The sequence below is a fragment of the Streptomyces shinuiensis genome (assembly GCF_043660855.1).
GTDB lineage: Bacteria > Actinomycetota > Actinomycetes > Streptomycetales > Streptomycetaceae > Streptomyces.
Genome location: NZ_JBIHML010000001.1, coordinates 901,914 through 920,737 on the forward strand (window position 1 = coordinate 901,914; position 18,824 = coordinate 920,737).

The window sequence follows — 18,824 nt, forward strand, 5'->3', positions numbered from 1 at the left end:
GGGCGGCGCTGTGCGCCGCCCCCGCCTCCGCCGTTCTCCGTCCCCCTCCCCCGCGGCTCCCGCTGTCCCCCGCCCTCGGGCACGCACCGTCCACGCCTGCTCACGGAACCGATATTGCCTTTTGTGGATCCATTAACCTACGGTTTCGTAACCTACGACCTCGTAGGTACTGTTTCCCCCTTCCCCGTGGAGCCTTGATGACCCTCGCCACCTCGTACGCCCCCGGCTCGGAGCAGTGGACGGACGCCCGTCTGCTCTACGCCCTGGAAGAGGTGGTGGAGAAGGAGCTCAACCGTCATCTGAAGGTCGCCAGGGACTGGATGCCGCACGAGTACGTCCCCTGGAGCGACGGCCGCAACTTCGACGGCCCGCTCGGCGGCGACCCCTGGAAACCGGAGCAGTCCAAGGTCACCGACATCGGCCGCACCGCCCTGGTGGTCAACCTGCTCACCGAGGACAACCTCCCCAGCTACCACCACGAGATCGCCACCCTCTTCGGCCGCGACGGCGCCTGGGGCACGTGGGTGCACCGCTGGACCGCCGAGGAGGGGCGGCACGGCATCGTGATGCGCGACTACCTGCTGACCTCCCGCGCCGTGGACCCGGTGAAGCTGGAGGAGTTCCGGATGGCGCACATGTCGGAGGGCTTCGAATCCGACAACCGGCACTCGATGCTCCACTCCGTGGCCTACGTCGCCTTCCAGGAGCTGGCCACCCGCATCTCCCACCGCAACACCGGCCACCAGTCCGGCGATCCGGTCTGCGACCGGATGCTCGCCCGCATCGCCACCGACGAGAACCTGCACATGGTCTTCTACCGCAACCTGCTGCGGGCGGCCTTCGAACTGGCCCCGGACCAAACGATGTCGGCGGTGCGCGACGTGGTGGTCGACTTCCGGATGCCCGGTCACGGCATCCCCGGCTTCGAGCGGGCCGCGGCGCAGATGGCGATCGGCGGGATCTACAACCTGCGCATCCACCACGACGACGTGCTCCAGCCGGTGCTGCGCCATCTGAAGGTCATGGAGATCGGCGGGCTCGGCCCGGAGGGCCTGATGGCCCAGGAGGAGCTGGGCCGGTACCTGGACGGCCTGGACGGCGAGGCCAGCAGGCTCGACGAGCGCCTGGCCGCCCGCCGCGCCCGTATCGAGGCCCGCAAGGCGGCCGCCGGCTCCTGAACCGCCCTTTCCGGGCCGGTCTCTCCCGTCTCTCCCCCGAGCGGAGAACGGCCCGGAGGCGCCACCCCGTGGCGTCCCCGGGCCGTCCTGTCGGCGCGGCACCGCCGGCCGGCCCTGACCGACCCCGTTCCCCTCCGGCCCGGGGCCCGGCCGGGTCAGGTGCCTGGCCGGCTCAGGTGCCCGCGGCGCCGATCTGCCGCAGCACCCCGAGGTCGTCCCAGTTCCACCAGCTCTCCGCGATCTTCCCGTCCTCGAGGCGGAAGGTGGCGTGGCCGGTGGTCGAGACCTCCCTGCCGGTGGGTTCCAGTCCCTGGTAGGCACCCGAGTGGCGACCGGTGTAGGACAGCCGCGCGCACACCCGGTCGCCCTCGGCGACCAGGTCCTCGACGGCCACCATCGGCTCGAACGCCTCGAAGGCCCGCGCGTTCTCCTCCTTGGCACGTGCGAGCCCGAGGTCGTAGGAGGTCAGCGCGGGGTCGTGGTGCGTGTAACCGTCGGTGCACAGTCCGTCGGCCGCATCGAGGTTCCGCCCGTTGATCACTTCCTCGACGAAGGTGCGGACCATACCGGTGTTGAGCTGCTCGTCCCGGGAGACCTCGAGATCGGTGAAGGTCGGCTCCCCGTCGCAGGCCGCCACCAGCCGGTGGAAGATCTGGTCGGTCTCGGGCAGGTGGGAGTTGCGCATCGCCTCCTCGTAGGAGGGGAACTCCACGATCTCCACCACGTGGTCGGGGTCGGAGCGGTCACGTGCGACGACCGAGTGGGTGGCCGTCCGCTTGCCCTGGGTCGCCTGGACCCAGTCGTCCATCAGCCGGTCCACCTCGTCGGCGCGGTGGGTCTTGCAGTCGATGACCTGGATGAATGTCATGGGGCCGCCTCCACCATCGGAGAAATCGGGACACTCCCAGGCTATCGCCGCCATATGGGCTATGTCCGCCTTGCCCCGTCCTCCTTTCCGGGCGCGGACCCGGTTCGTAAGGCCTCTCGGGCATCGAGGCGGCCGGGGTGCAGAACGATCTCGGCGATCTCCCTCACCCGGTCCGGGGTGATGCCGGTGCGCTGCTCGACGGCGAGGGGGTGGGCAGTGGGTTCCAGCTCGACGAGGGGGCGCACACCGACCGCGCGGGTGTGGACGTTCGTCCTCAGATCGACGGTGCTGGGCGAGTAGAGGGCCAGCTCGGTGCTCAGCCGGCCGAAGCACGGGGCCTCGCTCTCCCTGCCGGGGGTGTCCCACAACTTCGCGGTGCGGGCGAAGCTCTCCCTGCTCAGCGAGACCCACACACCCCAGGAGAAGGGCTCCTCACTGCCGGCCACGGGTATCTCGATCAGCCCTTTGACGAAGAAGTGCTCCCCCTTGATCACGCACTGGTCGGCCGATAACAGGCTGTCGGGATCGTCGGCGAGGCTCTCGCTCCAGAAGTCCGGGGCCACGGCGGAGTAGCCCATCGGGAGATCCGGGTGGTGTTCGCCGCAGCACGAGCAGGTGAAACCGGGTTCGTTCATCACGCCGCGAGCCTAACGGCCGCCTCCGACAACGCCGTTCGACCGCGGGCTGTCCCGGCCGCGTACGGAATCCGTCCGTCCGGGGACCCCCGGCCGCCGGGGCCGGACACCGGCGGGCGGCTTCCCGGTCCCCGTCCGTGTGCGTCGGCGCGCCGGCCGGGGGCAGACGACTCGGTATGAGGACATCGACGAGGACATCCGCACCGGCACCGGCGTCGATACGCGGAGGTGCCAGACGGGCGGCGCACAGCTCCGTCATGACAACGGCCGCCCGCTGGGGGCTGGTCGCCTACGGCGTGGTCTACCTGCTGATCGGTCTGCTGGCCCTGCGGATCGCCTTCGGCGACCGGGAGAGCCAGGCCGACAGCGGCGGCGCGCTGCGGGAGCTGGCCCAGCAGCCGTTCGGGCGGATGCTGGTGTGGGCGGTCGGCATCGGGCTCGCCGGGCTGGCCCTGTGGCGGCTGTCGGAAGCCCTGCTGGGCGCGGCGCGCCCGGACGGGCACACACCGAAGGAGCGGCTGCGCTCGGCCGCGCGGTGCGCGGTGCTCGCCGTGCTGTCGGCCTCCGCGATCGCCTTCGCCGCGGGGAGCGCGGACGGCGGATCGAGCGACCGGCAGTCCCAGGACGTCACCTCCCGGGTGCTCGACCTGCCGGCCGGGCGCTGGCTGGTGGGCGCACTCGGTCTGGCGGTCGTCGGGATCGGCGTGTGGAGCGCTTTGCGGGCGCTGCGGCACGAGTTCCGCAAGGAACTGGGTCCGGTGCCGGCTCATCTGCGCCGCACCGTGGACGTGCTGGGTGTGGCCGGCGGCCTCGCGCGCGGGCTGGTCTTCGCGGTGGCGGGCGGCTTCGCCGTCCTGGCGGCCGTGCGGTACGACCCGGACAGCGCGAAGGGCCTGGACGACTCCCTGCGCGCCCTCGCCGCCGCTCCGGCCGGCCCGTGGCTGCTGGCGGCGGTCGCCACGGGGCTGGCCCTGTACGGGCTGTTCCTCTTCGCGCTGGCCCGCTGGCACAAGAGCTGAAACACGGCCCAGGGGGCGGGCCGGGTCCGAACCGGCGTCCTCCGCGCCAGGGACGGGCGCGACTGCCTCCGCGCTGCGTCCGGCCATCGGGCGGATGCCATCACCCGCCCGGCGGGTCCCGGCCGGCGGGGCGGCGTACGGCGGGCGGCTGAGTGCCGGACAGGCGGCCCGCGCCTATGTGGCACAGGGCGTGCCCGCGTGGAAGGTGTTGCCGGGCGTCCCGTTCTACGGCTGGAAGGACGTGCCGCCGGACGGCCACGGGCTGCCCCGGCCGACCGGGGTGGTGTGGAAGTACGACGCGGGCAGCCGGACGTTCTGGACGTTCGACGACGCCTCGGTGGTGCGGGCCAAGGCCGCCTTCGTCCGCGAACACGGCCTCGGGGGCGTGATGGTGTGGCCGCTGGACGGCGACGACGCACGCGGAACACTGCTGTCCGCTCTCGACGCGGACCTGCGGAAGGGAAGTTGACCGCACAGCCGCGCCGGGCCGGTGGCCGGCGTCCGGCCACCACCGGCGGCCGGGTGGGCTTCCGGCGGGTCGGCCGGGCGCGGCAGGCGGGTCGCCCGAACGGGTGGAGATGAGTACGTGTACTCATGAGGCGGCACCGCACAGCCACCATGCTGGCCACCGGAATCGGATGTGTCCGGCACGCCCGCGCCGCCCTTCTGCACTTCCGCGCGGCGCGGGGGCAGGGCAGCATGACCTCGGTGATCGCACGGAGCGGGGCACGGAATGGCGGAAGATCGGCAGTCGGATGTCTGGCAGCGGTTGCTCGAGCTCGCGGAGAGACCCAGGGGCACGGGTTCTCCTGCTGCCGGCAGTCCCCGCACGACGCCGGCGTCCACCGACGCCCCGGGCCCCGGTCACGGCGGCACGGGCAACCTCAAGCAGAGCAACGGCCCGTGGACGTCGGCCGCCGGTGTGGCCGACGATCTCGCGGGCAGCATGCAGACGGCGAAGAACCGGCTCGGGACCTCCCACGGCGATGTGGGTGCCGAGGGGGCCGGGCTGGCGAGCATCGCGGCCCTGCACACCGTCCGCCGGTCGTGGGAGCGGCGCCTGGGGGACGCCCGTAAGGAGTGCGAGAGCCTCGGCGGGAAACTGCGGCAGGTCGCCAAGGAGCACGACGAGAACGAGACAGCCACCAAGTCGTCCTTCGAGCGGCTCGGAAGGTGACGGTGGCGAGCGCACTGACCTGGCAGCAGCTCCGCGACTTGGACATCGCCGGAATCGAGGACGCCGCCGACGGCTGGGCCGGGGCGAGCAACCGGTCGGGATCGGCCCGCGACCGGGTCGACAGCGAGATGCTGGCCAAACTGAAGGACTCGCAGGAGGGGGAGGGCGCACGGGCCGCGGTCCGGCGACTGGACCGGCTGGGCGAGAACTTCCACTACATCCATGTGGAGTGCGGACTCGCACGCACTGCCCTGGACGGCTTGGCACACGAATTCAAGGGGTTTCAGAAGAATTTGAGAGACGCCCTCGACGACGCCGGGGTCCTGAGGTTCACCGTCCACGCCGACGGCACCGTCAGTTACCCCTCAGCGGGGGAGGAAGTGGGCGGTGTCAGACCGCCGGGCGGGACCGTCACCGGCTCGCACGACCTGCTGAAGCCCACCACCGACCCGTCCCTGAAACTGCCCGGCCGCAATCCGAACCGTGCCAAGGCCCAGGAGATCGCCGACCGGATCGCGCGCGTCATGCGGGACGCGCGAACCGCTGACGGCGACTACGCGGAGACGATCAGGAGGCTGAGGACCAAGCCCGGGGTCGACGTCAGCGACGCCATGTGGGCCGACGCCCACCGCGATTCCGCCACCGCGCGCGACGCGGCCTACGACTACCTCGGCAAGGAGATCCCCCGCGACCTCTCCCCGGCCCAGCGCAAGGAGTGGTGGGACGAGCTCGGCAAGGAGGAGCGGGAGCACTACCTGACCCTCTACCCCCGTGAGATCGGCTCCCTGGACGGCATCCCCGCGGAGGCCCGCGACAGCGCCAACCGGACCTACCTGCCGCTACTGATGGGCAAACTGGAAGGCGAGGGGACGGAGAGCGCGGCCACCAAGCTCCAGGGACTCCAGGTCATCGACCGGAAGTTGAACGAGGACAGCGAGCCGCCGATGTTCCTGCTCGGCATCGGGGACGAGGGCAACGGGCGCGCGATCGTCAGCTACGGAAACCCGGACACGTCGAAGAACGTGTCCGCGTACGTTCCCGGACTGGGAACCGCTCTGGACGAGGATTTCGCCAACAACGACCTGGAGCGAGCGCGGGACACCGCACTCTCGGCCCAGAAGTACGATCCCTCGAGCGCGTCGATCGTCTGGCTCGGCTACGACGCACCACAGCTTCCGGCCGAGGAGTGGATGGACAACGCCGATGTCATGAGCAAGAGCCACGCTGCCACCGGTGCACCGGCGTACAACGAGTTCATGGGCGGTCTGGCCGCGACCAACCGGCACTCCGACCCCCATCTCACCACGATCGGCCACTCCTACGGCTCGCTCACCGTCGGCCTGGCAGCTCAGGAGTCGGGCGGGACTCCCGGCACCGACGACATCATCCTGCTGGGAAGCCCGGGAGTGGACGCGGAAAGAGCCGAGGAACTCGGGGTGGGCGAAGGGCACGTCCACGTCGGGGCGGCGGAAAACGATCCGGTGACGAAGCTTCCCTCGAAGAAGGAGACTCTGAGTGGTGCACTCGGCCTCAGCATGGGACCACTGGGTGGGTATCTGAGTTCGGAACTGGCGGATGTCGGGGACGACGACATCTGGTTCGGCAAGGATCCCGCCGGCGAAGCATTCGGCGCCAACCGATTCAGAGTGGACGACGGCCCACGCCCCTTCATCGACGGCGAGGGCCCCACCCCGGCCCACTCCAACTACTTCAATCCCAAGAAAGATCCGGAATCAACCGCCAACATCGGTGCCATCGTCGCCGGTCGGCGCGACCTAGTCACTTCCGAGGAGCATCGGTGAGAGCCCGATCGGCAGCGACAGCACTAATGGTGCTGGCCGTCTCCGGCTGCGGGATCGCAAAGGAAACGGGGAAGACCGTGGAAGAACCGGCCATGAGCATGCAGGAAGCGGCCGAAGAAGCCGACAAGATCATCAGCAGCACCATGCGGGCCGTCAAGCCGCCCATCACATGGGCTCACAGTGTTTCATCCGAAAGCTCTTGCGGAACCTCTGGCGAGGACATCGGGACAGGAGCCGTCACCCGGCGCGCAGCCGTTCTGACCGTCATTTCCGGCGAGCGGAGAGGAAGCTTCCTCGGCGTCCTGGAACGCCACTGGAAGAAGAGCGGATACGAGATCACCAACGTACGGAACCACCCTGACAACCCGGCGATGTTCGCGGCGACTCCGGACGATTTCCGTATGTCCATGGAAGTCGGCTACAAGGGCCAGGCCTTCCTCGATGTCACGACTCCTTGCATGACGGAGTCCGAGGTGGCACCACCCAGGCCGGCGCCCAGCGGGCCGGAGTACACAGGGGAGAAACCGCCGCTCCCCGACAGGCACTCCGACTTCTGGTCCGCGCGGGCCCCTGTGCCGTCCGGCGGGCCGGAGGCAGACGGGAGCTGAAAGGGAACCCCGCCCGTGTCGCCCGGGGCCGGCTCAGCCGGTCCAGGCCGGGTGGCGGGGGTCGTCGGCGCGGACGACCACGTCGGCCGCCTGTCCCGGCCGCACCTCCTCCTCGTAGCGGGCGAAGGCCGGCAGCGTCCAGTGCTCCCCGGCCGGGGTGCGGCGGGCCAGCGCGGCCGGGGTGAGCAGCAGCTGGACCGCCAGGTCGAAGGGGAAGCCGCGGCCGAGCAGCAGCGGGCCGTCCATCACCAGCACGCCGCCGGGCGGCAGTTCGGTGTAAGGGCTGCGGGTGGCGCGGTCGGTGGCCGGATCCCACAGGTCGGGCAGCACACGGCCGCTGCCGCCGGGGCCAAGCGGGCCGAACACCTCCCGCCACAGGGCGCCGTCGTCCAGCCACAGGTCGTAGTACGCGTCCGGGTCCCGGTGTCCGTACTCCAGGCGCAGGGAGGCGGGCCGCAGGAAGCCGGCCGCGCTCACCCGGTGCACCGGCCGGCCGCGCAGCCGCAGCGCCTCGGCCAGGTCGTCCGCCCACTCCCGTGGGCCGGCGACCGGGGCGCCGTCCACGGCGGCGCGCAGCCAGGGCGAGCCGTCGGCGGCCTCGGCGGCGGCGAGGCGGTCGGCGAGACCGCCGACCGCCCGCTCCCGGGTGACGGGCGTGAACGCGCCGCGGCCCGCGGGTGTCAAAGCCGCACCATGACCTGCTCCAGGTCCTTGCGGCGGATGTCGGGAACCCGTGCGCCGTCGGCCGGGTAGCCGACCGGGATGACGTACGCGGCGCGCTCCTCGGGCGGGCGGTCGCACACCTCGTTGAGGAAGCGCATCGGACTGGGGGTGTGGGTGAGGGTGGCCAGGCCCGCCTGGTGGAGGGTGGCCAGCAACAGGCCGACGGCGATGCCGACCGACTCCTTGGTGTAGTACGGGCGCGGGGAGTCGGGCCCCTTGTGGACCTCGAAGACCACGATCACCGCGGGCGCGGTCTCCAGGAACGGCTTACGCCAGTCGGTGCCCAGGGGCCCCAGGGCCTTGAGCCACTCGGCGGAGGCGCGGCGGCCGTAGAACTCCCGCTCCTCGGCCTCGGCGGCCTCGCGCAGCCTCGCCCTGCGTTCGGGGTCGGTGAGGACGACGAAGCGCCACGGCTGGACGTTCGCCCCGCTGGGCGCGGTGGCGGCGGCGCGGATGGCCCACTCCAGGACGCCGTCGGGCAGGGGGCGGCCGGAGAAGTCGCGCACGGTCCGGCGGCGGGCCATCACGTCGTGGAAGGCGCGGGCACGGCTCTCCGCCTCCTCGGCGGGGACGTGCGGCGGCCGGTGCGGGACGGTGGGGTACGCGGCGGGCGGCTCGTCGGGGAGCCCATTGGTACGGTCCATACGCCGCAGCACAGCACACCCGCGGACGGCGGTAAACACCGCGGCACGTCCGGTCGCGTGCCCGCTCGCGCGTCCGGTGACACAAGGCGGCGCACCGGCGGCACACCGGCGGAAAAACGTTTGCGGCCCCGCCTCACCCGTCCTAACGTTCTTCCCGGCCCTGTCGTCGTCGATCGGAGAAGGCCGTTGCTCGTCTGAGGTCATGAGGCACCGGATCGCGGGACGCCTGTCCGTCCGCGCGGCATCCGCATGTGCGACGACCTCGGGCTGTGAGCCGCCCTCCGGTCCGACCGGACCGTCCCCGTCCGGGGCTCCGGTTCCGCGCTTACACGCGCTCTCCCCATCGTCGTACGGCGCTCCCTCCCGGTACCTCCCGCATGTCGCTCCCTTTCCACACCGAGAGCAGCAGGAGGCCAGCATGGCGCTTTCCCCTTCCCACTCCCCCGCACCGTCCACTCCGTCCGTCGTCTGTACCGGGGTGCGCTTCGCCTGGCCGGACGGCACCCCCGTGCTGGAGGACTTCCAGTTCTCCGCGGGTCCCGGCCGCACCGGGCTGGTCGGCCTCAACGGCGCCGGCAAGTCCACGCTGCTGAAGCTGATCGCGGGCGAGCTGGCCCCGGCCAGGGGGTCGGTACGCACCACGGGCGGGGTGGGCTGTCTTCCCCAGACCGTCCACCTGGACACCGCGCTGCGCGTGGACCGGGTCCTGGGCGTCGCGGAGACCCGCGCCGCGCTGCACGCCATCGAGGCCGGGGACGCGAGCGAGGAGAACTTCACGGCCGTCGGCGACGACTGGGACGTGGAGGAACGCGCCCGTGCCGTCCTCGACCAGCTCGGTCTGGGGCACATCGGTCTGGACCGCACCATCGGCGAGGTCTCGGGCGGCGAGGCGGTCCTGCTGCGGCTAGCCGCGCTGCTGCTGGCCCGGCCGGAGATCCTGCTGCTGGACGAGCCGACGAACAACCTCGACATCACCGCGCGCGGGCGGCTGTACGAGGCCGTCCGCTCCTGGAACGGGGTGCTGCTGGTGGTCAGCCACGACCGCGAGCTGCTGCGGCACATGGACCGGATCGCCGATCTGCGCGACGGCGGGGTCCAGTGGTACGGCGGGAACGTCGATGCCTACGAGAAGGCCCTGGCCACGGAGCAGGAGGCGGCCGAGCGGGCGGTCCGTGCGGCGAGGGCGGACGTCAGGCGGCAGAAGCGCGACCTGGTCGACGCGCACGACAAGCTCGCCGGGCGGATGCGCCAGGGCCGCAAGGCCGCCGCCACCGCGGGCCTGCCGAAGATCGTGGCGGGAGCGCGCAAGCGCGCGGCGCAGGTCTCGGCGGGCAAGCACCGCATCCTGCACGAGGAGCGGCTGGAGGAGGCGCGGGAGCGGCTGGACGAGGCCGCCGAGGCGGTGCGGGACGACGACGAGATCCGCGTCGACCTGCCGTGCACCGCCGTGCCGCGCGGCCGTACCGTCCTGACCCTGCGCGGTCTGGAGCTGCGCTGCGGGGCCCGTGCGGAGCTGGAGTTGCGCGGGCCGGAGCGGGTGGCGCTGGTCGGGCGCAACGGCGCGGGCAAGACCACGCTTCTGCGCACGGTCGCCGGGGAGCTGGAGCCGGCGGCGGGCGAGGCGGTGGCGCACGCGCCGGTGCGGTACCTGCCGCAGCGTCTGGACGTTCTGGACGACGCGCTGTCGGTCGCGGCGAACGTGGCGCGCTTCGCGCCGGGGGCGACCGACAACCGGGTCCGGGCGCGGCTGGCGCGCTTCCTGTTCCGGGGCGCGCGGGCGGACCGCCCGGCCGGGACGCTGTCGGGCGGCGAGCGGTTCCGGGCGGCGCTGGCGGCGTTGATGCTGGCCGAGCCGGCGCCCCAGTTGCTGATGCTGGACGAGCCGACGAACAACCTCGACATGGCGAGCGTGCGGCAGCTCACCGGCGCGCTGGAGGGGTACAAGGGCGCGCTGGTCGTGGCCGGCCACGACGTGGCTTTCCTGCGGGAGATCGGGATCACCCGCTGGCTGGTGCTGGACGGGGAGCTGTCCGACACCGATCCGCTGTAGCCGCCCGCCCCATGGGGCGGGAAAGGGGGCGGGAGAGAGACCGGGGGAGGTTTCACAACTGTGGTGAGACAGCAATACTGTCCGGCATGGATCCGGCTGCCTCCCTGACCGTCGACGAGCTGGCCGCGCGCGCCGGCGTCACCGTCCGCACGATCCGCTTCTACTCCACCCGGGGCCTGCTGCCGCCGCCGGAGATCGGACCGCGGCGGGTGGGGCGGTACGGGCCCGGCCATCTGTCGCGGCTCGCGCTGATCGAGGAGTTGCAGCACCAGGGGATGACTCTGGCGGCCATCGAGCGCTATCTGCGCCAGCTGCCCCCCGGTCTCAGCCCCGAGGACCTGGCGCTGCACCGGGCCCTGGTGGCCTCCTGGGCGCCGGACGCCGAGGCGGAGGCCACCAGGGAGAAGCTGGAGCGGCGGGCCGGGCGGCATCTGGCGGAGGACGACCTCGACCGGCTGGCGGCGATGAACGTCCTGGCCCGGACCGACGACCCGGACGTCTTCCGGATCGACCCGGTGATCCTGCACCTGGGGGTGCGGCTGCTGGATGTGCCCGTCTCGCTGAAGACGCTGCTGGCGGCGCGCGAGGTCGTCCTGGAGCACAGCCGTGAGGCGGCCCGCGAGCTGAGCAGGATGTTCAAGGAGGAGGTCTGGGAGCCCTACCGCCGGCGGGAGTCCGACCCCGAGCAGGTGGAGACGATGCGGACGCTGTCGGCCCATATGCAGCCCATGATCGTGCAGGCACTGGTGACGGCCTTCCAGCGTTCCATGCGCGAGGAGCTGAAGGCGTCCTTTCCCGACGAGGGGTGACCCGCGCGCGGCGCGGGATGTGCCCTCCAGCGGCCCGGGGCGGTTGCTCCGGCCCCGGACCGGAGCCGGGGTGTGCGGGGAGCCGACGACGGGCGTCCGCCGCCGGCTCCCCGGCGTGCGCCGGAGGACGGGCACGGGAGCGGACGCCCGGCGCGCACCGGGCGGGGGCAGTGAGGGCGCTCCCGCCCGGCAGGGTCTACGCGGCGGGCGTGTCGGTGAAGGTCTCGCCCTTCGCCGCCTTCTCCACCAGCAGCGCGGGCGGCGCGAACCGGTCGCCGTAGAGCGCCTGGAGCTCGCGGGCGCGCGCCACGAAGCCGGGCAGGCCGCCTTCGTAGCCGTTGATGTACTGGAGTACGCCGCCGGTCCAGCCGGGGAAGCCGATGCCCAGGATGGAGCCGATGTTGGCGTCAGCGACCGAGGTCAGCACGCCCTCCTGAAGGCAGCGCACGCTGTCGAGCGCCTCGGAGAAGAGCATCCGCTCCTTCATGTCCGTCAAGGGCACGGACACGTCGGGGCGGGTGAAGTGCTCGCGCAGCCCCGGCCACAGGCCCGCGCGCCGGCCGTCCGCGTCGTACTCGTAGAAGCCGGCGCCGCCGCTGCGGCCGGTGCGGCCGAACTCGTCGACCATGCGGTCGATGACCGCGTCGGCCGGGTGCGGCTCCCAGGTGCCGCCCGTGGCCTCCACCGCGCGCCGCGCCTCGTCGCGGATCTTCCTCGGCAGGGTCAGGGTCAGCTCGTCCATCAGGGAGAGCACCTTGGCGGGGTAGCCGGCCTGGGCGGCGGCCTGCTCCACGGAGGCCGGGTCCACGCCCTCGGCGACCAGCGCCACGCCCTCGTTGATGAACCGGCCGATCACGCGGGAGGTGAAGAAGCCGCGCGAGTCGCCCACCACGACCGGGGTCTTGTCGATCTGCCGCACCAGGTCGAAGGCACGGGCGGTGGCCTCGTCGCCGGTGTGCTCGCCGCGGATGATCTCCACCAGCGGCATCCTGTCGACGGGCGAGAAGAAGTGCAGTCCGATGAACTCCCGCTGCCGCTTGACGCCCTCGGCCAGCGAGGTGATCGGAATGGTGGAGGTGTTGGAGCACAGCAGCGCGTCGGGGGCGACGACGTCCTGGATCTCGGCGAACACCTTGTGCTTGAGGTCGGTGTCCTCGAAGACGGCCTCGATCACCGCGTCGCATCCGGCGAGGTCGGCGGCCTCGGCGGTGGGGGTGATGCGGGCCAGCAGCGCGTCGCGCTTCTCGGGGGTGGTACGTCCCTTGGCCAGCGCTTTGTCCAGCAGGCCGGCGGAGTACGCCTTGCCCTTCTCGGCGGCCTCGGCGCTCACGTCCTTGAGCACGACCTCGATGCCGGCCTTCGCGCAGGCGTAGGCGATGCCCGCGCCCATCATGCCGGCGCCGAGCACGGCGACCCTGCTCACCTTGCGGGGCTCGGTGCCCCGGGGGCGGCTGCGGCCGGAGTTGACGGCCTGGAGGTCGAAGAAGAACGCCTGGATCATGTTCTTGGCGGTCTGCCCGGTCGCCAGCTCGGTGAAGTAGCGCGACTCGATCGCCTGGGCGGTCTCGAAGTCGACCTGGGCGCCCTCGACGGCGGCGGCCAGGATGTTGCGCTGGGCCGGGTAGGGGGCGCCGCCGAGCTGCTTGGCGAGGTTGGCGGGGAAGGCGGGGAGATTGGCGGCGAACTTCGGGTGGGCGGGGGTGCCGCCGGGGATCCTGTACCCCTTGACGTCCCAGGGCTGGACGGAGGAGGGATTGGCGTCGATGAACGCCCGCGCCCTGGCCAGCATCTCCTCCGGGGTGTCGACGACCTCGTGGACCAGGCCCTTGTCCATGGCCTGGCGGGGGCGGTACTGCCTGCCCTGGAGGAGGACGTTCAGCAGGGCGTCGGCGATACCCAGCAGCCGCACGGTGCGCACCACTCCCCCGCCGCCGGGCAGCAGGCCGAGGGTGGCCTCGGGCAGGCCGATCCTGGAGCCCGGGGCGTCGAGTGCGACGCGGTGGTGGCAGGCCAGCGCGATCTCCAGGCCGCCGCCGAGGGCCGCGCCGTTGATCGCGGCGACGACGGGCACGCCGAGGGTCTCGACGCGGCGCAGGTCGCGCTTCATGGCCATGCCGCGCTCGTAGAGCTCGCGGGCCTGCCCGGGCCGCACCGCCAGCAGGTCGTTGAGGTCGCCGCCGGCGAAGAAGGTCTTCTTGGCGGAGGCGACGACGACGCCGCGGACACTCCCGCGTTCGGTCTCAAGGCGGTCGGCGACGTCCGCGAGCGAGGCGGCGAACGCGGCGTTCATGGTGTTGGCGGACTGACCGGGGTCGTCCAGGGTGAGGGTGACGACACCGGTGTCGTCCTGCTCCCAGCGGATGGTGGAGGGGGCTGCCATGGTGGGTTTCGGTCTCCGTTGAGGTCTGGCTGCGTCGGTGGGTTCGGGGGGCGCGGGGCCGGTCGGAGCCGGTCAGAGCCGTTCGACGACGGTGGCGGCGCCCATGCCGCCGCCGACGCAGAGGGTGGCCAGGCCGTAGCGCTTGTCGCGGCGCTCCAGCTCGTCGACGAGGGTGCCCAGGATCATCGCGCCGGTGGCGCCCAGCGGGTGGCCCATGGCGATGGCGCCGCCGTTGACGTTGACCTTCTCCATGGGCAGGCCCATGTCGCGTACGAAGCGCAGGACGACGGCCGCGAACGCCTCGTTGATCTCCACCAGGTCCAGGTCCTCGACGGTCAGCCCCGCCTTGGCCAGCGCCTTGCGGGAGGCGGGGGCCGGGCCGGTGAGCATGATCGTCGGCTCGGAGCCGGAGACGGCGGCCGAGACGATCCGGGCGCGGGGGGTGAGGCCGTGGCGCTCGCCGATCTCGCGGCTGCCGACGGCCACCAGCGCGGAGCCGTCCACGATGCCGGAGGAGTTGCCCGCGTGGTGTACGTGGTCGATCTCCTCCACCCAGTGGTACTTCTGCAGCGCCACCGCGTCGAAGCCGCCCGCCTCGCCGATGGTGGCGAAGGAGGGCTTGAGGGAGGCGAGGGAGTCGGCCGTGGTGCCCGGGCGCATGTGCTCGTCGCGGTCGAGGACGACCAGGCCGTTGCGGTCGGTGACGGGGACGACCGAGCGGTCGAAGCGGCCCTCCTTCCAGGCGGTGGCCGCGCGCTCCTGCGACATCGCGGCGTACTCGTCCACGTCGCGGCGGGAGAAGCCCTCGATGGTGGCGATGAGGTCGGCGCCGATGCCCTGGGGGACGAAGGAGGTCTCGAAGCTGGTCATCGGGTCCATGGCCCAGGCGCCGCCGTCGGAGCCCATCGGCACCCGGGACATCGACTCCACGCCGCCGGCCAGGACCAGGTCCTCCCAGCCGGAGCGGACCTTGGCGGCGGCCAGGTTGACGGCCTCCAGTCCCGAGGCGCAGAAGCGGTTCTCCTGGACGCCGGCGACGGTGTCGGGCAGTCCGGCGGCGATGGCGGCGGTGCGGGCGATGTCGGCGCCCTGGTCGCCGAGGGGGGTGACGACGCCGAGCACGACGTCGTCGATGGCGGCCGGGTCCAGGCCGGGGAAGCGGCGGCGCAGCTCGTGGATCAGGCCGACGACCAGGTCGATCGGCTTGGTGCCGTGCAGGGCGCCGCCGGCCTTGCCGCGCCCGCGCGGGGTGCGGATGGCGTCGTAGATGTACGCGTCGTTGCTCGCGTGGGTCGTCACGGTCGAAGATGCCTTCCGGGGAGGGTGGGTCAGGAGAGCAGGGAGCGGCCGATGATCTCCTTCATGATCTCGGTCGTGCCGCCGTAGATGGTCTGGATGCGCCCGTCGGTGAACGCCCTGGCGACGGGGTACTCGGCCATGTAGCCGTAGCCTCCGTGGAGCTGGAGGCAGCGGTCGGCGGTGCGTTTTTGCAGTTCGGTCGCCCACCACTTGGCCATCGAGGCGTGGACGGCGTCCAGCTCGCCGCGGACGTGCTCCTCGATGCAGCGGTCGGCGAAGGCGCGGGTGACGGCGCACTCGGTGGCCATCTCCGCTATCTCGAAGCGTATGTGCTGGAGCCGGGCGAGCGGCCGGCCGAACGCCTCGCGCCCGGTGACGTACTCGCGGGTGATCCGAAGCAGGTGCTCGGCGCCGGCGACGGCGGCCACCGCGATGGCCAGCCGCTCCTGGGCGAGCTGCGTCATCAGGTGGACGAAGGCGCCGTCTCGCTCGCCCAGCAGGTTCTCCTTGGGCACGCGCACGTCGTGGAAGAACAGCTCGGCGGTGTCCTGGGACTTCTGGCCGATCTTGTCGAGGTTGCGGCCGCGCTCGAAGCCGGCCGTGCCGCGCTCGACGACCAGCAGGCTCAGCCCCTTGGCGCCGCCCTCGGGGGTCGTCCTGGCGACGACGATCACCAGATCGGCCAGGATGCCGTTGGAGATGAAGGTCTTGGAGCCGTTCAGCACCCAGTGGTCGCCGCGGTCCTCGGCCGCGGTGCGGATGCCCTGGAGATCGGAGCCCGCGCCGGGCTCGGTCATGGCGATGGCGGTGATCGTCTCGCCGGAGCAGAAGCCGGGCAGCCAGCGCTGCTTCTGCTCCTCGGTGGCCAGCGAGGTCAGATACGGGCCGATGATGTCGTTGTGCAGGCCGATCGCCAGGCCGGGCGTGCCGGCCTTGGTGAACTCCTCGGCCAGTACGGCGCCGTAGCGGAAGTCGTCCTGCCCGCCGCCTCCGTACTCCTCGGGGACGGCCACCCCCAGCAGGCCCTGGCGCCCGGCGGCGCGCCACACGTCGCGGTCGACGGCGCCCTCGCGCTCCCAGCGCTCGTAGTGCGGCAGCACCTCCCGTTCCAGGAAGGCCCGGACCGTCCGCCGGAAGGCCTCGTGGTCCTCGGTGAAGATCTTCCGCTTCATCGTGAGCCTTCCTGTCGTGGGCCGGGCGCGGGGGCGGGCAGGTGCCATTCGCGGGCCACCTCGGCGGCGTCCGCGCCGGGGACGGCGGGCGGGCGGCGCAGCGCGCCGGGGGTGGTGGAGAAGCGGGGGGCGGGGGCGGGCTGGACGACTCCCGCGTACTCGGTGTAGGTGCCGCGGGCGGCCAGGTGGGGGTGGGCGGGGGCCTCGCGCAGGGAGAGCACGGGGGCCACGCAGGCGTCGGTGTCCTCGAAGACCCCCGTCCACTCCCGGCGGGTGCGGGTGCGGAAGCGGGCTGCGACGGCCCGGCGCAGCCCGTCCCAGCGGGCGGGGTCGTCCCGGTCGGCGGCGGCCTGCTCGTCCAGGTCGATCAGGCGGACGAACTCGTCGTAGAACGGCCGCTCCAGCGCGCCGACCGCCATCCAGCCGCCGTCCTCGGTCTCGTAGACGCCGTAGAAGGGGCAGCCGCCGTCCAGCAGGTTGGCGCCCCGGCGGTCCTGCCAGGCCCCGGCGGCCAGCATGCCGTGGATCATCGCGGTCAGATGACTGGTCCCGTCCACGACGGCCGCGTCCACGACCTGGCCGCTCCCGCCCTCGGCGCGGGTGTGGTGGAGGGCGGCGAGGACGCCGACGACGAGGTAGAGGGAGCCGCCGGCGTAGTCGCCCAGCAGGTTGGCGGGGATCGCGGGCGGTCCGGCGGCCGGGCCGATCATGCCCAGTGCGCCGGTGACGGCGGTGTAGCCGATGTCGTGCCCGGCGCTGGCCGCCAGGGGGCCGTCCTGGCCCCAGCCGGTCATCCGCCCGTAGACCAGCTTCGGGTTGCGGGCCAGGCACGGCGCGGGACCGACGCCCAGGCGTTCGGCGACGCCGGGACGCCAGCCCTCGATCAGCACGTCGGCGCGTTCGGCGAGGTCGAGTACGGCGTCGGGGCCGCCGTCCGCCTTGAGGTCGACGATCACCGAGCGCTTGTTGCGGCCGGTGACGTCGAGGGCGGGGTCGATGCCCAGCGGCTGTCCGCCGGGCCGGTCGACGCGGACGACATCGGCGCCGAGGTCGGCCAGGAGCATCGCGGCGAACGGGCCCGGGCCGATGCCCGCCAGCTCCACCACCCGCACTCCGGCCAGCGGTCCGGGGCCTGCGCCTGCCGCTGCCATCCGGTCTCCAGACTTCCGGGCCGCCGCGCCGCGACCGCATGACACCAATGATGTAACACCGGTGATGCTAAGAACGCGGTCCGCTTTCCACAACCCCCGCGGAACGGCAGGTGCGCCACTCCGGTAGCCCAGCCGGGGTCCTCCCACGGGCGCCCGCCCCCCCCAGGGCCGGATATTCGCTCCGGGGTCGCCGACAGCGGCCTCGTCGCCGTAGACCCTCACGGCGGGTTCCGGCCGGCGAGTACGAAGCCGGACGCCGTCGCGGCGATGAGTCTGCCGCCGCCCACGGGTCTGCCTTCCGACCGGAACAACCAACTCATCGGAAGTGGACATGGGCCTCATCCACATCGAACTGTTCGTGACCCTCGACCTCGTCGGCCAGTCACCCGGCAGCCCCGACGAGGACCCGGTGGGGTTCCCGTTCGGCGGCTGGCAGGCACCCCTTATGGACGAGGTCACCGGGGCACAGGTCGGTGCCGCGTACGAGGGCACGGACGCGCTCCTGCTCGGTCGGCGGACGTATGACATCTTCGCCGCCTACTGGCCGTACCAGGAGGGCGGCGAGGACAACACGATCGCCACGCTTTTCAACAGCGTCCCTAAGTACGTCGCCTCCCGCGGCAGGCCCGACCTCTCGTGGGCCGGGTCCACTCGACTCGGCCCGGATCTGGCCCGCGCGGTGCGCGAGATCCGGGACCGGCACGAGCACGTGAAGGTCGTCGGGAGCCTGAACCTGGTGCAGACCCTCCTGCGCGAGAAACTCTTCGACCGTCTCGACCTCTGGGTGCACCCGATCGTGCTCGGCCTCGGGAAGAAGGTGTTCGACGGCGGCGCGGTGCCCACGAACGTCACACTCCTCGAACCGCCGGCAGTCGGCCCGAAGGGCACCGTGTACCTGCGCTACGGGCTCGCCGACGGCACGCCCGGGACGGGGGACATGAGCGCACCCGATCGAGGCGCCGGGCGCGACGGCTGATGCCGTCCCGCACCAGGTGAAGCCGGCTTCGGCGTGGACGGTCCTGCCGACCGGTTCGCGGTCCAGCGCCCCCCACCGGGAGGCCGGCGCATAGACGAGGAGCAGCCCCCGGCCACTGCCTGCATCGGTCAGGGCCGCACGGGAAGCCCCGGTCGTGCTGCCGGCGCAGGGTCAGGTGCCGGGCGAGCCGGGCGCCCAGCGGGATGGAGCTGAACCGCTGGATGAACACACTTGCGGTAGCTGCCCCTTGAGGGGGGGAACGGGTTGCGCCCCGGCCTCGATCCGGCCTGGTCAGAGGGGTTCGACCGGTTCCGCTGCCTTACGCGGAGTCGG

At 72.3% G+C, this 18,824-nt stretch carries 17 protein-coding genes; 9 read left to right on the plus strand and 8 right to left on the minus strand.

Features of this window, described 5'->3' with window-relative positions; translation table 11 throughout:
- Nucleotides 1-197 precede the first annotated feature (197 nt).
- A complete protein-coding gene (locus ACGRHY_RS03990) occupies nt 198-1,178 on the plus strand; it encodes an acyl-ACP desaturase (protein WP_394633998.1) in 981 nt (326 codons plus the stop codon).
- 172 nt (nt 1,179-1,350) lie between these two features.
- Here the strand turns inward: ACGRHY_RS03990 and ACGRHY_RS03995 are convergent, their stop codons facing one another.
- Both ACGRHY_RS03995 and ACGRHY_RS04000 read right to left on the minus strand, forming a co-directional pair.
- The gene (locus ACGRHY_RS03995) at nt 1,351-2,046 is read right to left on the minus strand and encodes an ester cyclase (RefSeq protein WP_394633999.1); all 696 of its coding nucleotides are present in this window, start codon (nt 2,044-2,046) and stop codon (nt 1,351-1,353) included.
- A 59-nt stretch (nt 2,047-2,105) separates the two neighbouring features.
- Entirely contained in the window at nt 2,106-2,624 is a 519-nt protein-coding gene (locus ACGRHY_RS04000) for a DUF2199 domain-containing protein (RefSeq protein ID WP_394637918.1), read from the minus strand.
- 314 nt (nt 2,625-2,938) lie between these two features.
- On the opposite strand from ACGRHY_RS04000, the gene ACGRHY_RS04005 reads away from it, so the two are divergent.
- The 5 genes from ACGRHY_RS04005 (at nt 2,939) to ACGRHY_RS04025 (ending at nt 7,287) form a co-directional block, all read left to right on the plus strand.
- Nucleotides 2,939-3,700, plus strand: coding sequence for a DUF1206 domain-containing protein (locus tag ACGRHY_RS04005; protein ID WP_394634000.1), 762 nt, complete (start codon nt 2,939-2,941; stop codon nt 3,698-3,700).
- Nucleotides 3,701-3,794: 94 nt separating this feature from the next.
- Complete coding sequence (locus tag ACGRHY_RS04010; RefSeq protein WP_394634001.1) at nt 3,795-4,169, plus strand: glycosyl hydrolase family 18 protein; 375 nt, start codon at nt 3,795-3,797, stop codon at nt 4,167-4,169.
- A gap of 264 nt (nt 4,170-4,433) precedes the next feature.
- Complete coding sequence (locus ACGRHY_RS04015; protein WP_394634002.1) at nt 4,434-4,877, plus strand: hypothetical protein; 444 nt, start codon at nt 4,434-4,436, stop codon at nt 4,875-4,877.
- A 2-nt stretch (nt 4,878-4,879) separates the two neighbouring features.
- On the plus strand, nt 4,880-6,679 hold the full coding sequence (locus tag ACGRHY_RS04020) for an alpha/beta hydrolase (protein WP_394634003.1): 1,800 nt from the start codon (nt 4,880-4,882) through the stop codon (nt 6,677-6,679).
- Between the two features lie 26 nt (nt 6,680-6,705).
- Nucleotides 6,706-7,287, plus strand: a complete 582-nt coding sequence (locus tag ACGRHY_RS04025) for a hypothetical protein (RefSeq protein WP_394634004.1) — start codon at nt 6,706-6,708, stop codon at nt 7,285-7,287.
- A gap of 33 nt (nt 7,288-7,320) precedes the next feature.
- Here the strand turns inward: ACGRHY_RS04025 and ACGRHY_RS04030 are convergent, their stop codons facing one another.
- Together ACGRHY_RS04030 and ACGRHY_RS04035 are read right to left on the minus strand one after the other, a co-directional pair.
- Nucleotides 7,321-7,971: a nucleoside/nucleotide kinase family protein gene (locus ACGRHY_RS04030; protein WP_394634005.1), complete on the minus strand. Its 651-nt coding sequence runs from the start codon at nt 7,969-7,971 to the stop codon at nt 7,321-7,323.
- Nucleotides 7,968-8,654: a nitroreductase family protein gene (locus tag ACGRHY_RS04035; RefSeq protein WP_394634006.1), complete on the minus strand. Its 687-nt coding sequence runs from the start codon at nt 8,652-8,654 to the stop codon at nt 7,968-7,970. Before ACGRHY_RS04035 ends, ACGRHY_RS04030 begins: the two co-directional genes overlap by 4 nt.
- Nucleotides 8,655-9,072: 418 nt before the next feature.
- On the opposite strand from ACGRHY_RS04035, the gene ACGRHY_RS04040 reads away from it, so the two are divergent.
- Nucleotides 9,073-10,704 (plus strand): ABC-F family ATP-binding cassette domain-containing protein, encoded by a 1,632-nt coding sequence (locus tag ACGRHY_RS04040; protein ID WP_394634007.1) that lies wholly within the window; start codon nt 9,073-9,075, stop codon nt 10,702-10,704.
- An 86-nt stretch (nt 10,705-10,790) separates the two neighbouring features.
- Nucleotides 10,791-11,513 carry a MerR family transcriptional regulator gene (locus ACGRHY_RS04045; RefSeq protein ID WP_394634008.1) on the plus strand — a complete coding sequence of 241 codons (723 nt, stop codon included), beginning with the start codon at nt 10,791-10,793 and terminating at the stop codon, nt 11,511-11,513.
- Nucleotides 11,514-11,709: 196 nt separating this feature from the next.
- Here the strand turns inward: ACGRHY_RS04045 and ACGRHY_RS04050 are convergent, their stop codons facing one another.
- From ACGRHY_RS04050 to ACGRHY_RS04065, 4 genes are all read right to left on the minus strand, one after another.
- Complete coding sequence (locus ACGRHY_RS04050) at nt 11,710-13,893, minus strand: 3-hydroxyacyl-CoA dehydrogenase NAD-binding domain-containing protein (RefSeq protein ID WP_394634009.1); 2,184 nt, start codon at nt 13,891-13,893, stop codon at nt 11,710-11,712.
- Nucleotides 13,894-13,965: 72 nt separating this feature from the next.
- The gene (locus ACGRHY_RS04055) at nt 13,966-15,192 is read right to left on the minus strand and encodes an acetyl-CoA C-acetyltransferase (protein WP_394634010.1); all 1,227 of its coding nucleotides are present in this window, start codon (nt 15,190-15,192) and stop codon (nt 13,966-13,968) included.
- Between the two features lie 29 nt (nt 15,193-15,221).
- Nucleotides 15,222-16,364 (minus strand): acyl-CoA dehydrogenase family protein, encoded by a 1,143-nt coding sequence (locus tag ACGRHY_RS04060; RefSeq protein ID WP_394634011.1) that lies wholly within the window; start codon nt 16,362-16,364, stop codon nt 15,222-15,224.
- On the minus strand, nt 16,361-17,515 hold the full coding sequence (locus ACGRHY_RS04065) for a CaiB/BaiF CoA transferase family protein (protein WP_394634012.1): 1,155 nt from the start codon (nt 17,513-17,515) through the stop codon (nt 16,361-16,363). The genes ACGRHY_RS04060 and ACGRHY_RS04065 overlap by 4 nt, the downstream gene beginning before the upstream one ends.
- A 331-nt stretch (nt 17,516-17,846) precedes the next feature.
- Here ACGRHY_RS04065 and ACGRHY_RS04070 point away from each other — a divergent pair, with 331 nt between their 5' ends.
- Nucleotides 17,847-18,491, plus strand: a complete 645-nt coding sequence (locus ACGRHY_RS04070; protein ID WP_394634013.1) for a dihydrofolate reductase family protein — start codon at nt 17,847-17,849, stop codon at nt 18,489-18,491.
- The last annotated feature ends 333 nt before the right edge of the window (nt 18,492-18,824 follow it).